The organism is Micromonospora sp. NBRC 110037 (genome assembly GCF_001652995.1).
Classification (GTDB): Bacteria; Actinomycetota; Actinomycetes; order Mycobacteriales; family Micromonosporaceae; genus Micromonospora; species Micromonospora chalcea.
The window spans coordinates 536,160-552,100 of the sequence record NZ_BBVA01000002.1; the positions used below are offsets into that span (position 1 = coordinate 536,160).

The window sequence follows — 15,941 nt, forward strand, 5'->3', positions numbered from 1 at the left end:
ACGAGTCCGCCGCTTGCCCCTTAGCGACAGGTGATCAACCCGATGGCGAACGAAGCCAAGCTCCGCGAGTACCTCAAGCGCGTCACCGCTGACCTGCACGAGACCAGCGAGCGCCTGCGGGCCGTCGACGAGCAGAATCACGAGCCGATCGCGATCGTGGCGATGGGCTGCCGCTACCCGGGCGGGGTGCGGACTCCGGAGGCGCTGTGGCGGCTGGTCGAGTCCGGCGTCGACGCCGTCACACCCTTCCCGGCGGACCGGGGCTGGGACGTGGAGAGCCTCTACGACCCCGACCCGGACGCGCACGGCAAGTCGTACACCCGCGAGGGCGGCTTCCTGCACGACGCCGGCGAGTTCGACGGCGGCTTCTTCGGCATCTCGCCCCGCGAGGCGCTGGCCATGGACCCGCAGCAGCGCCTCCTGCTGGAGGTCGCCTGGGAGACGGTCGAGCGGGCCGGCATCGCCGCGGACTCGCTCAAGGGCAGCCGCACCGGCGTCTTCACCGGCGTCATGTACCACGACTACGTCTCCCGGCTCAACGGCGTGCCGCAGGAGGTCGAGGCGTTCGTCGGCACGGGCAACCACGGCAGCGTCGTCTCCGGCCGGATCGCGTACACGTTCGGCTTCGAGGGCCCGGCCGTCACCGTCGACACCGCCTGCTCGTCCTCACTGGTGGCGCTGCACCTCGCCGTCCAGGCCCTGCGTTCCGGCGAGTGCACCCTCGCGCTGGCCGGCGGCGTCACCGTCATGTCCAGCCCCGACACGTTCGTCGGCTTCAGCCGCCAGCGTGGCCTGTCCCCGGACGGGCGGTGCAAGTCCTTCGCGGCCACCGCCGACGGCACCGGCTGGAGCGAGGGCGCCGGGCTGCTGCTGCTGGAGCGGCTCTCCGACGCGCAGCGCAACGGCCACCGGGTGCTCGCCGTCGTGCGCGGCAGCGCGGTCAACTCCGACGGCGCCTCCAACGGCCTCACCGCTCCGCACGGCCCGTCGCAGCAACGCGTGATCCGCCAGGCCCTCGCCAACGCCCGGCTCGCCCCGGCCGACGTGGACGCCGTCGAGGCCCACGGCACCGGCACCCGCCTCGGCGACCCCATCGAGGCGCAGGCCCTGCTCGCCACGTACGGCCGGGACCGGGCCGACGACCAGCCCCTGTGGCTCGGGTCGATCAAGTCGAACCTCGGGCACACCCAGGCCGCGGCCGGCGTCGCCGGCGTCATCAAGATGGTCATGGCGATGCGTCACGGCGTCCTGCCGCGCACCCTGCACGTCGACGAGCCGTCCCCGCACGTCGACTGGTCGGCCGGCGCGGTGAGCCTGCTCCGCGAGCCGCGCCCGTGGCCGCGCGCGACGAGGCCCATGCGCGCGGGCGTCTCCTCGTTCGGTGTCAGCGGCACCAACGCCCACGTCATCGTCGAGGCCGCCCCGCCCGCGCCGCAGCCGGCCACCGACGCCGTCACCGGCCCCGACCCGCTGCCGTGGGTCGTCTCCGCGCGCAGCGCCGCAGCGCTCGGCGCCCAGGCCGACCGGCTGCGCTCCTGGCTCGCCGAGCACCCCGACGCCGCACCGGCCGCCGTGGGCCGGGCCCTGGCCACCGGCCGGTCCGTCCTGGAACACCGGGCGGTGCTGCTCGGCGCCGACCGGGACGAACTGCTCGCCGGGCTCGGCGCGCTGGCCGACGGGGTCCCGGCCCCGTCCGTGCGGCGCGGGGTCGCCAGTCCCACCCGCGTCGCCGTGCTCTGCACCGGCCAGGGCGCCCAGCGCGTCGGCATGGGCCAGCGGTTGTACGCCGCCTTCCCGGCCTTCGCCGACGCCTTCGACGCCGCCTGCGCGGAGCTGGACAGGCACCTCGACCGGCCGCTGCGCGGCGTGCTCGACGGCCCCGCCGACGTGCTCGACCGCACCGGGTACGCCCAGGCGGCGCTCTTCGCCATCGAGGTCGCCGCCTACCGGCTCGTCGAGTCCTGGGGTGTCGTGCCGGACTTCGTGGCCGGGCACTCGGTCGGCGAGGTGGCCGCCGCGCACATCGCCGGCGTGCTGTCGCTGCCCGACGCCGCCCGCCTGGTGGCCGCCCGGGGCACGCTGATGCAGGCGCTGCCCACCGGTGGCGCCATGGTGTCGATCCGCGCCACCGAGGCGGAGGTCCGCGCGCACCTGGCCACCGCCGGCGGGACGCCCGGCGCCGGGCTGGCCGCCGTCAACGGCCCGGAGTCCGTCGTCGTCTCCGGCGACGAGGACGCCGTGCTGGCGGTCGCCGCACACTTCGCAGCCCTCGGCCGCAGCACCAGGCGGCTGCGGGTCAGCCACGCGTTCCACTCCGCCCGCATGGACCCGATGCTCGACGCGTTCGGCGACGTGCTCGGGCAACTGACCTTCGCCGCGCCCCGCATCCCCGTGGTCTCCACCGTGACCGGATCGGTGCTCGACCCCGACGAGGTGTGCTCCCCGGCGTACTGGCTGCGCAACGTCCGCGACACGGTCCGCTTCGACGCCGCCGTGACCACGCTGCGTGAGCTGGGTGTCGGCGCGTACGTCGAGGTGGGCCCGGGCGGAGTGCTCTGCGCGCTCACCCAGGAGATCGTCGGCGCGGACCAGGCGGTCTGCGCCCCCGTGCTGCGCGCCGAGCACGACGAGGCGACGACCGCCCTGGCCGCCGCGGCCACCGTGTGGGCCAGGGGCGTGCCGGTGAACTGGGCGGCCCTGTTCGCCGGCCCGCCCGTGCCGGTCGACCTGCCCACGTACGCGTTCCAGCGCGAACGCTACTGGCTGCTGCCCCTGCCGCAGCCCGCCGACGTGACCGCCGCCGGGCTGACCCCGACCGGCCACCCGCTGCTCGGCGCGGTGTTCCGCTCGGCCGACGGCGACGAGGTGACGCTCACCGGCAGGTTGTCCGTGGAGACCCAGCCCTGGCTGGCCGAGCACGCCCTGCGCGACGTCGTGCTCCTGCCCGGCACCGGGTTCGTGGAACTGGCGATGCGGGCCGGCGCGGAGGTCGGCGCCGAACGGCTCGCCGAGCTGACCCTCCAGGCGCCGCTGGTGCTGCCCGAGACCGGCGGCGTCGACGTGCAGGTCGCCGCCGAACGCACCGGCGGCGGAGCGTGGCAGCTCACCGTCCACGCCCGCCGCGCCGGCACCGACGACATCTGGGTACGGCACGCCACCGGCCTGCTCACCGAGGAGCCGGATGAGGACACCGGCACGCTGGCGCAGTGGCCGCCGAGCGACGCCACCTCCCTGGACGTGTCGGAGCTGGCCGGGCGGGCGGCACGGGCCGGGTTCGCGTACGGCCCGGCCTTCTCCGGGCTGCGTGCCGCCTGGCGCGTCGGCGCGGACGTGTACGCCGAGGTGGCGCTGCCCGAGCCGGCGGCCGGCGACGCCGGTGGGTACGGGCTGCACCCGGCGTTGCTCGATGCCGCCGTGCAGGCGGTCGGGCTGGGCGTCGTCGACCCCGGCGAGGCCCGGATGCCGTTCGCCTGGTCCGACGTGACGCTGTCCGCCCACGGCGCCGACACGCTGCGGGTGCGGTTGACCCCCACCGGTCCGGACACGGTGTCCATGCTGGTCGCCGACGCCACCGGGGCGCCGGTCGCCCGGGTCGGCTCCCTGGTACTGCGGCCCCTGCCGGCGGGGGAGCTCACCGCCGGCGGGTCCGCGTGGCGGCGCTCGCTGTTCCGCCTCGACTGGCTCCGGCACCCCGTCGCCGGGGGCGCTGCCGACGGCACGACCTGGGCGGTGCTCGGCGAACGTCCCGCCCCGCTGCCGTCCGGCCCGCCCGCCGCCCGGTACGCCGACCTCGACGCGCTCCGCGACGCCGGGGTACCCGACGCCGTGCTGTACCCGGTGGCCGGCGCGACCGGCCCCGGCGCCGTCCACGACCTGCTCGCCGAGGTCCTCGCCGTGCTCCAGGGCTGGCTCGCCGCCGAACCGCACACCGGCGACTCCCGGCTGGTGGTCCTCACCGGCGGCGCCGTCGCCGTGGACGACGACGCGGAGGTCACCGACCTCGCCGGCGCCGCCGTGTGGGGCCTGCTCCGCTCCGCCCAGGCCGAGCACCCCGGCCGCTTCCTCGTCGTCGACGTCGACGACGAGGAGAACTGCGCGGCCGCCCTCGCCGGCCTGCTGTCGGCCGACGAGCCGCAGGCGGCGGTACGCGACGGGGCGCTCCGCGTGCCCCGGCTCGTCGCCGCCCCGGAACCCGACGCGCCGGCGCCGGCGCTGGACCCGGAGGGCACGGTGCTGGTCACCGGCGGCACCGGTGCCCTCGGCGCACTGACCGCCCGCCACCTGGTCACCCGGTACGGGGCCCGGCACCTGCTGCTCACCAGCCGGCACGGCGCCGACGCCGACGGCGCAGCCGACCTGGTCGCAGCCCTCGCCGACCTGGGCGCCACCGCGACTGTCGAGGCGTGCGACGCCGCCGACCGGGCCGCCCTCGCCGCGCTGCTGGACCGGATCGACCCGGCGCACCCGCTGACCGGCGTGGTGCACACCGCCGGCGTGCTGGCCGACCGCACCCTGACCTCGCTCACCCCCGAGACGCTCGGCGACGTGCTGCGGCCGAAGGTGGACGCCGCCGCGAACCTGCACGAGCTGACCGCCGCCGGCCGCCTCGCGCTCTTCGTCACGTACTCCTCGGCGGCGGGCGTGACGGGCAGCCCCGGCCAGGCCAACTACGCGGCGGCCAACGCCTTCCTGGACGCGCTCGCCCACCGGCGACGGGCCGCGGGCCTGCCGGCGCACTCGCTGGCCTGGGGCCCGTGGGCGGAGTCGGGCGGCGGCATGACCGCCGGCCTCGACCGCGCCGACACCGACCGGCTGGCCCGGGCCGGCGTACGGCCGCTTCCCGCGGCGGACGGCCTCGCGCTCCTCGACGCCGCCCTGCTCACCGGCCTGCCCGCGACGGTGCCGATGGCGCTGGACGGGCCGGCGCTGCGCGCCCAGGCCGAGGCGGGCACCCTGCCGCCGGTCCTGCGCGGCCTGGTCCGGGCGCCCCGTCGCCGCGCCGCGCGGTCCGGCCCGGCGGAGACCGCCGCGCTGACCGGGCGGCTCGCCGGCCTCGACCGCGAGGAGCGCGCCGCGGCCCTGCTGCGGCTCGTCCTCGACCAGGTCGCGACGGTCCTGGGGTACGCCGACGCCGCCGCCGTCGAGGCCGGGCGTCCGTTCACCGAGCTCGGTTTCGACTCGCTCACCGCCGTCGAACTGCGCAACCGGCTGGGCGCGGTCACCGGCCTGCGCCTGCCCGCGACGCTAGTCTTCGACCACCCGACCCCGCTCGCCCTCGCCGACCACCTGGACGCCGAGACCGCAACGGACGCCGGCACCCGGGCGGCTCCGGTAGCCGCCGTCGCGGCGCTCGACGAGCCGATCGCGATCGTCGGCATGAGCTGCCGCTACCCCGGCGGCGTACGCAGCCCCGAGCAACTGTGGGACCTCCTCGTCTCCGGTGGCGACGGCATCACCGGCTTCCCCGCCGACCGCGGCTGGGACGTCGACGACCTGTACGACCCGTCCGGCGCGCGCCGGGGCAGCAGCTACGCCCGCGAGGGCGGCTTCCTGGCCGACGCCGCCGACTTCGACGCCGACCTGTTCAAGATCTCGCCGCACGAGGCCCTCGCCATGGACCCGCAGCAGCGGCTGCTGCTGGAGACCTCGTGGGAGGCCATCGAGGACGCCCGGATCGACCCGCTTGCGCTGCGTGGCCGCCCCGTCGGCGTGTTCGCCGGCATGATGTACCACAACCACGCCGCAGGGCTGGCCGACGTCCCCGAGACCCTCGACGGCTACCTCGGCGTCGGCACCGCCAGCAGCGTGTTGTCGGGTCGCGTGGCGTACTCGTTCGGGTTCGAGGGCCCGGCGGTGACTGTGGACACGGCGTGTTCGTCGTCGCTTGTGGCGTTGCACCTGGCGGTGCAGGCGCTGCGGTCGGGGGAGTGCGACCTGGCGCTGGCCGGCGGCGTCACGGTGATGGCGACGCCCGAGACGTTCATCGACTTCTCCCGGCAGCGGGGCATGGCCCCCGACGGCCGCTGCAAGTCGTTCTCCGACGCGGCGGACGGCACGGGCTGGTCCGAGGGCGTCGGGGTGCTGCTGGTGCAGCGGCTGTCGGACGCGCGGCGTGACGGGCGCCGGGTCCTCGCGGTCGTGCGGGGCACGGCCGTCAACCAGGACGGCGCGTCGAACGGTTTGACGGCGCCGAACGGCCCCTCGCAGCAGCGGGTGATCCGGCAGGCCCTCGCGAACGCCCGGCTGGGCGTCGCCGACGTCGACGTCGTGGAGGCGCACGGCACGGGCACGACGCTGGGCGACCCCATCGAGGCCCAGGCGCTGCTCGCCACGTACGGGCAGGACCGCGACGACCGGGACGCGCTGCTGCTGGGGTCGGTGAAGTCGAACATCGGTCACACGCAGGCGGCTGCGGGGGTGGCGGGTGTCATCAAGATGATCTTGGCGATGCGGTACGGGGTGGTGCCGGCGTCGTTGCACGTGGATGTGCCGTCGTCGCATGTGGACTGGTCGTCGGGTGCGGTGGAGCTGGTGACCGAGTCCCGTGAGTGGCCGGGCGTGGGGCGTCCCCGGCGGGCGGGTGTGTCGTCGTTCGGCATCTCGGGGACGAACGCGCACGTGATCATCGAGCAGGCGGAGCCGGAGCACGCCGCGGGGTCTGCCGCGCCGGTCGGGTTGCCGGTGCCGTGGGTGGTGTCGGGGCGTTCGGAGCGGGGTCTGGTGGGTCAGGCGGCGCGGTTGGCGTCGTTCGTGCGGGAACGGTCCGGCCTTGTGGTGGCGGACGTGTCGTGGTCGTTGGCGACGACTCGGGCGGCGTTGGAGCATCGGGCGGTGGTGTGGGGTTCGTCGGTGGACGAGTTGGTTGCTGGTCTGTCGGCGGTGGCTGAGGGCCGGTCGGTGGTGTCGGGTGTGGTGTCGGCGGGTCGTCGGGCGGTGTTGTTCACGGGTCAGGGTTCGCAGCGTGGGGGTATGGGCCGGGAGTTGTACGAGGCGTTTCCGGTGTTCGCGCAGGCCTTCGACGGGGTGTGTGCGGGGTTTGAGGGTTTGTTGCCGCGTGCGTTGCGGGATGTGGTGTTCGCGCAGGCGGGGTCGGATGAGGCTGCCCTGGTGGATCAGACCGTCTTTGCCCAGGCGGGGTTGTTCGCGGTCGAGGTGGCGTTGTGGGAGTTGCTGTCGTCGTGGGGTGTGCGGGCCGACTACCTGGCGGGTCATTCGATCGGTGAGGTGACGGCCGCGTACGTGTCGGGGATGTTGTCGTTGGCGGACGCCTGTTCCCTGGTGGCGGTGCGGGGTCGGTTGATGCAGGCTTTGCCGTCGGGTGGGGTGATGGCGGCGGTGGGCGCGTCGGAGGAGGCTGTCGCCGAGCTGATCGGCGCGTCGGGCGCGGCCGTGGACATCGCGGCGGTCAACGGCCCCGCGTCGGTGGTCGTCTCGGGCGCGGCCGATGAGGTCGCTTCGGTGGTGGGGGCCTGCCGTGAGCGGGGTTGGCGGGTCAAGGAACTGGCGGTCAGTCACGCGTTCCATTCGCGGTTGATGGATCCGATGCTGGAGGAGTTCCGGTCGGTGGTGGCGGGGCTGGACTGGCGGGTGCCGCGGGTGCCGATCGTGTCGAACGTGACCGGCGCGGTCGCGGAGCCGCTGGAGCTGGTGGATCCGGAGTACTGGGTGCGGCATGTGCGGCAGCCCGTGCGGTTCGCCGATGGGGTGGCGGCGTTGCGGGCACAGGGGGTGGACACGTTCCTGGAGATCGGCCCGGATGCGACGTTGACGGCGATGGTGGCGGAGATCGTCGCGGATGCCGGGGTGCGGCGGGTTCCGGTGTCGCGGCGGGACCAGTCGGAGCTCGCTGCGGTGACGGCGGCCTTGGGGCAGTTGTGGGTGGCGGGTGTGCCGGTCGACTGGGCGGCGTACCACGGTCAGACCGGCGCCCGGCCGGGTGTGGTCGACCTGCCCACGTACGCCTTCGACCATCGACGTTACTGGATCAATGCGACGACGCGGTCCTACCGTCCCCCCGCCGCCCGGCGTACCGCCGCCGACGAGGACTTCTGGCGGGCGATCGAGGCGGAGGACCTGACGACCCTCGCCGAGAGCCTGGCCGTCGACGCCGACGCCCCCCTCGCGGACGTGCTGCCGGCGCTGTCCACCTGGCGACGCCGCCGGGACGCCGAGGCGGCCCTCGACTCCTGGCGCTACCGGGTGGCCTGGCAGCCGCTCACGCACGACGCCGCCCGCGCCGAGGCGACCGACTTCCTGCTCGTCGTACCGGCCGGCGCCGACGCGGCCGTGACGGACTGGGCCGCCGCCCTCGGCGCCGCCGGCGGGCGGATCGTCGAGGTCGACGCCACGTGCGACCGCAAGCGCCTCGCCCACGACCTCGCCGAGGCGTCGACCGGCCGCGACGGGGACGTGCTGCCCGTACTCTCCCTGCTGGCCCTCGACACCCGGCCGTACGCCGGGGCCGCCTCCGTGCCGACGGGCCTCGCCGGCACGGTCGCGCTCGCGCAGGCCCTCGGCGACGCCGGGATCACCGCCCGGCTCTGGATCGCCACCCGCGGCGCGGTCTCGGTCGGATCCCGTGACCGGCACGTCGACCCCGTGCAGGCCATGGCGTGGGGCTTCGGCAGCGTGCTGCGCGCCGAGCACCCGCACCGGTGGGGCGGGCTCGTCGACCTCCCCGAGCAGCCCGACCAGGGCGTCGTGCGGATGCTCCGGACGCTGATCGCCGGCACCGGCCGGGAGGACGAGATCGCCCTGCGCGGCACCGGCGGCCACGCCCGCCGGCTCGTTCGTGCGACGTACGGCGACACCGGTGCGCGCGGTTCCTGGACGCCGCGCGGCACGGTGCTGATCACCGGCGGCACCGGGGCACTCGGGGGACACGTCGCCCGCGCGCTGGCCGCCGACGGAGCCGAACACCTCCTCCTGGTCAGCCGGCGGGGTGGCGAGGCGCCCGGCGCGACCGCCCTCGCCGAGGAACTCGCCGGGCTCGGCGCCCGGGTAACCCTCGCGTCCTGCGACGTGGCCGACCGGGCCGCGCTCGCGACGCTGCTCGACTCGATCCCCGCCGAGCTTCCGCTGAACGCGGTCGTGCACACCGCCGCCGCCCTCGACGACAACGTCGTCGACGCCGTGAGTGTCGACCAGCTGGCCACCGCCCTGCGGGCGAAGGTCGACGCCGCGCGCAACCTGGACGAGCTGACCCGGGGCAGCGACCTCTCCGCCTTCGTCCTCTTCTCCTCCCTCGCCGGCCTCATGGGCGCCGCCGGCCAGGCCACGTACGCGCCCGGCAACGCGTTCCTCGACGCCCTGGCGCAGCGCCGCCGCGCCGAGGGACTGCCGGCGACCTCGCTCGCCTGGGGCCTGTGGGCCGACGGCGGGGTGAGCGCGGGCGACTTCGAACAGCGGCTCAGCCGTACCGGTTTCGGCGCGATGGCACCGGAGACAGCCGTGCGCGCCTTCAGCCGGGCGCTGGACCGCGACGAGACGTACCTCGTCGTGGCCGACATCGACTGGGCCCGGGTGGCCGCCACCGGTCCGCGGCGCGCCCACCCGCTGGTCCGCGACCTGCTGGCCGAGGCCGGCGCGGCGGTGCCCGCCGACGCCCCGGTGCCGGCGGCCGACCTGCGCCTGCGCCTGTCGGGAATGCCCGGCGCGGAGCAGTTGCGCGTCCTCGGTGAGCTGGTACGCGCCGAGGTCGCCGCCGTGCTCGGCCACGATTCCGTCGAGCGGGTGGCGCCGGACCGGGCGTTCCAGGATCTCGGTTTCACCTCGCTGGCAGCTGTCGAGCTGCGCAACCGGCTCGACGCGGCGACCGGCCTCGCGCTGCCGACCACGCTCGCCTTCGACTACCCGAACTCGGCGGCGCTGGCCGGCCACATCCACGCCGAGCTGCTCGGCGGGCAGGCGCTGCCCGTCCCCGCCGCCACCGGCCCCGTCGTGGGCGACGACCCGATCGTCATCGTCGGCATGGGCTGCCGTTTCCCGGCCGGAGCCGAGTCTCCGGAGGGGCTCTGGGACCTGCTGACGGCCGGTGCCGACGCGATGTCGGACTTCCCGGCCAACCGGCACTGGGATCTGGAGTCGCTGACCGGCACCGACTCCTACGTCTCGCGCGGTGCCTTCCTGGCCGACGCGGGTGGCTTCGACGCGGAGTTCTTCGGCATCTCGCCGCGGGAGGCGCTCGCCATGGACCCGCAGCAGCGGCTGCTGCTGGAGGTCTCCTGGGAGGCGTTCGAAGACGCCCGGATCGAACCGCTCGCGCTGCGCGGCAGCCGCGTCGGGGTGTTCGCCGGCACCAACGGCCAGGACTACGAGACCGTCGTGCGCGAGGCCGGTGAGTCGCTCGCCGGGTACGGCGCGACGGGTGCCTCCGCGAGCGTGTTGTCGGGTCGGGTGGCGTACTCGTTCGGTTTCGAGGGGCCGGCGGTGACTGTGGACACGGCGTGTTCGTCGTCGCTTGTGGCGTTGCATCTGGCGGTGCAGGCGCTGCGGTCCGGCGAGTGCGACCTGGCGCTGGCCGGCGGCGTCACCGTGATGTCCACCCCGGGCGCCTTCATCGAGTTCTCCCGCCAGGGTGGGCTGTCGGCGGACGGCCGCTGCAAGGCCTTCGCCGAGTCTGCGGACGGCACCGCGTGGGGCGAGGGTGTCGGTGTGCTGGTGGTGCAGCGGTTGTCGGATGCGCGGCGTGACGGGCGTCGGGTGCTGGCGGTGGTGCGGGGTTCGGCGGTGAATCAGGATGGTGCGTCGAATGGTTTGACGGCGCCGAATGGTCCGTCGCAGCAGCGGGTGATCCGGCAGGCGCTGGCGAGTGCGGGTTTGTCGGCGGTTGATGTGGATGTGGTGGAGGCGCACGGTACGGGTACGTCGTTGGGTGATCCGATCGAGGCGCAGGCGTTGTTGGCGACGTATGGGCAGGGTCGGGATGTGCCGTTGTTGTTGGGGTCGGTGAAGTCGAACATCGGTCACACGCAGGCGGCTGCGGGGGTGGCTGGGATCATCAAGATGATCTTGGCGATGCGGTACGGGACCGTGCCGGCGACGCTGCATGTGGATGTGCCGTCGTCGCATGTGGATTGGTCGTCTGGCGCGGTCGAGTTGGTGACGGCCTCGCGTGAGTGGCCGGGCGTGGAGCGTCCCCGGCGGGCGGGTGTGTCGTCGTTCGGCATCTCGGGCACGAACGCGCACGTGATTTTGGAGCAGCCGGAGCCCGAGGCCGTCCCCGAGGTCGCGGCGGAGCCGGAGTCTGCCCCGGCGTCTGCCGGGGGCGCTTCCGTGGCTTTGCCGGTGCCGTGGGTGCTGTCGGGGCGTTCGGAGCGGGGTCTGTCGGGTCAGGCGGGGCGGCTGGGGTCGTTCGTGCGTGGTCGTGGTCTGTCGCCGGTGGATGTGTCGTGGTCGTTGGCGACGACTCGGGCGGCGTTGGAGTATCGGGCGGTGGTGTGGGGCTCGGACGTGGACGAGCTGGTGGCGGGCCTTGCGGCGGTGGCTGAGGGTCGGTCTGCGGGTGTGGTGTCGGCGGGTCGTCGGGCGGTGTTGTTCACGGGTCAGGGTTCGCAGCGTGCGGGTATGGGCCGGGAGCTGTACGAGGCGTTTCCGGTGTTCGCGTCGGCGTTCGACGAGGTGTGCGTCCGGTTCGATGGTTTGTTGCCGCGTGCGTTGCGGGATGTGGTGTTCGCGCAGGCGGGGTCGGATGAGGCTGCCCTGGTGGATCAGACCGTCTTTGCCCAGGCGGGGTTGTTCGCGGTTGAGGTGGCGTTGTGGGAGTTGTTGTCGTCGTGGGGTGTGCGGGCTGATTTCCTGGCGGGTCATTCGATTGGTGAGGTGACGGCGGCGTACGTGTCGGGGATGTTGTCCCTGAGGGACGCGTGCACGTTGGTGGCGGCGCGGGGCCGGTTGATGCAGGCGTTGCCGGCCGGTGGCGTGATGGCGGCCGTCGGTGCGTCGGAGGAGGCTGTCGCCGAGCTGCTCGGCGTGACCGGCGTGGCGGTGGACGTGGCGGCGGTGAACGGTCCGGCGTCGGTGGTGGTGTCGGGTGCGGCTGACGAGGTCGCCTCGGTGGTGGTGGCTTGCCGTGAGCGGGGTTGGCGGGTCAAGGAACTGGCGGTCAGTCACGCGTTCCATTCGCGGTTGATGGATCCGATGTTGGACGAGTTCCGGTCGGTGGTGGCGGGGCTGGACTGGCGGGTGCCGCGAGTGCCGATCGTGTCGAACGTGACCGGCGCGGTCGCGGAGCCGCTGGAGCTGGTGGATCCGGAGTACTGGGTGCGGCATGTGCGGCAGCCCGTGCGGTTCGCCGACGGGGTGGCGGCGTTGCGGGCACAGGGGGTGGACACCTTCCTGGAGGTGGGCCCGGACGTGACGTTGACGGCGATGGTGGCGGAGATCGTCGCTGATGCCGGGGTGCGGTGTGTCGCGGTGTCGCGGCGGGATCAGCCGGAGGTCGGCGTGTTGACGTCGGCGCTGGGGCAGTTGTGGGTGGCGGGTGTGCCGGTCGACTGGGCGGCGTACCACGGTCAGACCGGCGCCCGGCCGGGCGTGGTCGACCTGCCCACGTACGCCTTCGACCACACCTGGTACTGGCCCGAGGCGGCGCCCGCGGCCCGCCGGGACGTGCACGGCGAAGCTCTCGACGGGCGGTTCTGGGCGGCCGTGGAGTCCGGCGACCCCGACCTGGCCGGCGGCGAGCTGGGTGTCGGCGCGGACGAACCGTTCAGCGCGGTCCTGCCGAAGCTCGCGCAGTGGCGGCGGGCCGCACAGCAGCGGTCGACGGTGGACTCCTGGCGCTACCGCGTGGTGTGGCGGCGCCAGGACGTGACCGGGAACGAGAACCTGACCGGCTCCTGGCTCGTGCTGATGGTGCCCGGCCAGGAGGACCACCCGTTGCTGGCCGGGCTGGCGGAGCGGGGCGCCGAGATGATCCCCGTGGTGCTGGACGAACTGGACCGGGACGGGATCGCGCGTCGGCTGTCCGCCGCCTCGGCGGCCGCAGGACCGGTCGCCGGGATGATCTCGCTGATGTCGCTGGCCGGCGCCGGTGTCGTCGAGGCACTGGCGGTCGCGCAGGCGCTTGCAGTCACTGAGGTCGAGGGTCGGCTGTGGTGGTTGACCAGCGGTGCCGTCTCCGTGGACGACTCCGAGCCTCTGACCGACCTGGACGGTTCTGCGGTGTGGGGTTTGGGTCGGGTGGTGGGTTTGGAGGTGCCGTTGCGGTGGGGTGGTTTGGTGGATTTGCCGGGTGTGTTGGGTGGTGGTGTGTGGGGTTGGTTGTGTGGGGTGTTGTTGTCGGGGGTTGAGGATCAGGTGGCGTTGCGGTCGTCGGGTGTGTTTGTGCGGCGGTTGGTGCGTGCGGGTTGTCCGGCGGGTGCGGGTGCGGGTGCGGGTGCGGGTGCTGGTGGTGGTTTTCGGTTGTCGGGGACGGTGTTGGTGACGGGTGGTACGGGGGCGTTGGGTGCGCGGGTGGCGTTGTGGGCGGTGGGTGTGGGTGCGGAGCATGTGGTGTTGGTGAGTCGGCGTGGTGGTGGTGCGGCGGGTGTGGGTGAGTTGGTGGGGCGGTTGGAGGGTTTGGGTGTGCGGGTGTCGGTGGTGGGTTGTGATGTGGCGGATCGTGGTGCGGTGGCGGGGTTGTTGGGGGATTTGGTGGGTCGGGGTGAGCGGTTGCGGGCGGTGGTGCATGCGGCTGGTGTGGCGCAGTTGACGCCGTTGGGTGAGGTGGGTGTGGGTGAGGTGGAGGAGGTGTTGCGGGCGAAGGTTGGTGGTGCGGTGGTGTTGGATGAGTTGACTGCTGGTTTGGATTTGGATGCGTTTGTGGTGTTTTCGTCGATTGCGGGGGTGTGGGGTTCTGCGGGTCAGGTGGGGTATGCGGCGGCGAATGCGTTTGTGGATGGGTTGGTGGTGTCGCGGCGTGGGCGTGGGTTGGTGGGGACGTCGGTGGCGTGGGGGCCGTGGGCTGAGGCGGGTATGGCGGTGGGGGTGGCGGGGGAGCAGTTGAGTCGGCGTGGTTTGCCGGGGATGGCTCCGGAGTTGGCGGTGGCGGCGTTGCAGCGGGCGCTGGATGGTGGTGAGGGTCAGGTGGTGGTGGCGGATGTGCGGTGGGATCGGTTTGTGCCGTCGTTCACGGCGTTGCGTCCGTCCCGGTTGTTCACCGACATCCCCGAAGCACAGCCCGCACCGGCCGAGGAGGCGCCGAAGGGCGAGGACCGCGGCGCGGCGTCGGCGCTGCGCGAGCGGCTCGCCGCCGCCTCCGGGCCGGAGCGCGACCGCATCCTGCTCGACCTGGTCCGCGGCACCGCCGCGGCGGTGCTGGGACACGCCACGCCGAGCGGGATCAGGCCCGCCCGCGGCTTCCTCGAACTGGGCTTCGACTCGCTCACCGCAGTCGAGCTGCGCAACCGGCTGACCGCCGCAACGGGCATCGGACTGCCCGCCACCCTCGTCTTCGACCATCCCACCCCGAACGCGCTCGCCGGTCACCTGCGGGCCGAGTTGGCGCCCGAGCAGCCGGCGTTGCCGATCGTGGCCGAGATCGAACGCCTCGACAAGCTCCTCGGCGGGCTGCCGGGCGACCAGGTCGACGACGCGGTCGTCGGTCGGCTGGAGGACCTGCTGACCCGGTGGCGGGGCCGACCCGCCGCCACCGCACCGGCGCCGGCCGCCGCAGAGGAGTTGGAGTCGGCCAGCCGGGACGAGCTCTTCGACATCATCCAGCGGGAGTTCGGCAAGTCCTGAGCGGATACTGCCCGACCCGGGCGGGACGGGCCGGGGAAAGGGGCACCCGACGGCGCCGGACGCCTGACCGGCGCTGTCGGGCAGGCGCGGCTGCCTAGGGGTCCACATATCCCGTCTAGGGGTGTGCCGGTGTGGATCCGGCTCCGTAGGGTCGGAGCACGCCAGGCCGTCTCGCCCTGCCCACCGGCAGCCGAGCGGTACGGATGTGGGTGCGTGCGGTACCCCGGATGGACGGGAGGTCCGCATGGCCGGATCCGGCTTGCCTCAACTGCTCGCCATCAGCGACCTGCACGTGGTGCACGCGGAGAACAAGGCCATCGTCGAGCGGCTGCGGCCGGAGCGCGACGGCGACTGGCTCGTCGTCGCCGGCGACGTCGGGGAGTTCGTCGGCGACATCGAGTGGGCGCTGGGACTCCTCAGCCGCCGCTTCGCCAAGGTCATCTGGGCCCCCGGCAACCACGAGCTGTGGACTCCCCGCGAGGACCCGATCCAGCTGCGGGGGGACGCGCGCTACCAGCACCTGGTGGAGCTGTGCCGGGGGCTCGGGGTGGTGACTCCGGAGGACCCGTACCCCGTCTGGGACCCGCAGGGCGACGACCCGGTCCTGATCGCGCCGCTGTTCCTGCTCTACGACTACACCTTCCGGCCCCCGGGGACGTACACGAAGGAGCAGGCCCTGGCACGGGCCCACGAGGTCGGCGTGGTCTGCACCGACGAGATCCTGCTGCACCCGGACCCGTACCCGACGCGGGACGCCTGGTGCCGGGCGCGGCTGGCCCTGACGGAGCGCCGGCTCACCGCCGAGCGCGGCGGGCTGCCCACCGTCCTGGTCAACCACTTCCCGCTCGTACGCGAGCCCACCCGGATCCTGCGGTACCCGGAGTTCGCCCAGTGGTGCGGCACCGAGACCACTGCCGACTGGCACGTCCGCTTCGACGCCCGCGTCGCCGTCTACGGTCACCTGCACATCCCGCGCACCACCTGGTACGACGGGGTCCGGTTCGAAGAGGTCTCGGTCGGCTACCCGCGGGAGTGGCGCCGCCGGTCGACGCCCCCCGGCCGGCTGCGCCGCATCCTGCCGTCGGCCGCCTGAATGGCCCTCGTGGCGCTGGTCACCGCCGCTCCCGGAGCCTGCCGGGACGCCGCCCGCGGGCCGGTCGATCAGGGGTTCTCTAGGGGTTGGGCGGGTGTTGGGCGCTCAGTACCGTCCAGTCACG

Annotated in this window: 2 protein-coding genes; both read left to right on the plus strand. The window is 74.0% G+C overall.

The features are described from left to right. Window positions 1-30 precede the first annotated feature (30 nt). Window positions 31-14,724 carry a type I polyketide synthase gene (locus tag A4R25_RS02310; RefSeq protein ID WP_373887990.1) on the plus strand — a complete coding sequence of 4,898 codons (14,694 nt, stop codon included), beginning with the start codon at window positions 31-33 and terminating at the stop codon, window positions 14,722-14,724. Between the two features lie 244 nt (window positions 14,725-14,968). Beyond that, window positions 14,969-15,817, plus strand: a complete 849-nt coding sequence (locus A4R25_RS02315; protein WP_043331321.1) for a metallophosphoesterase — start codon at window positions 14,969-14,971, stop codon at window positions 15,815-15,817. Window positions 15,818-15,941 lie beyond the last annotated feature (124 nt).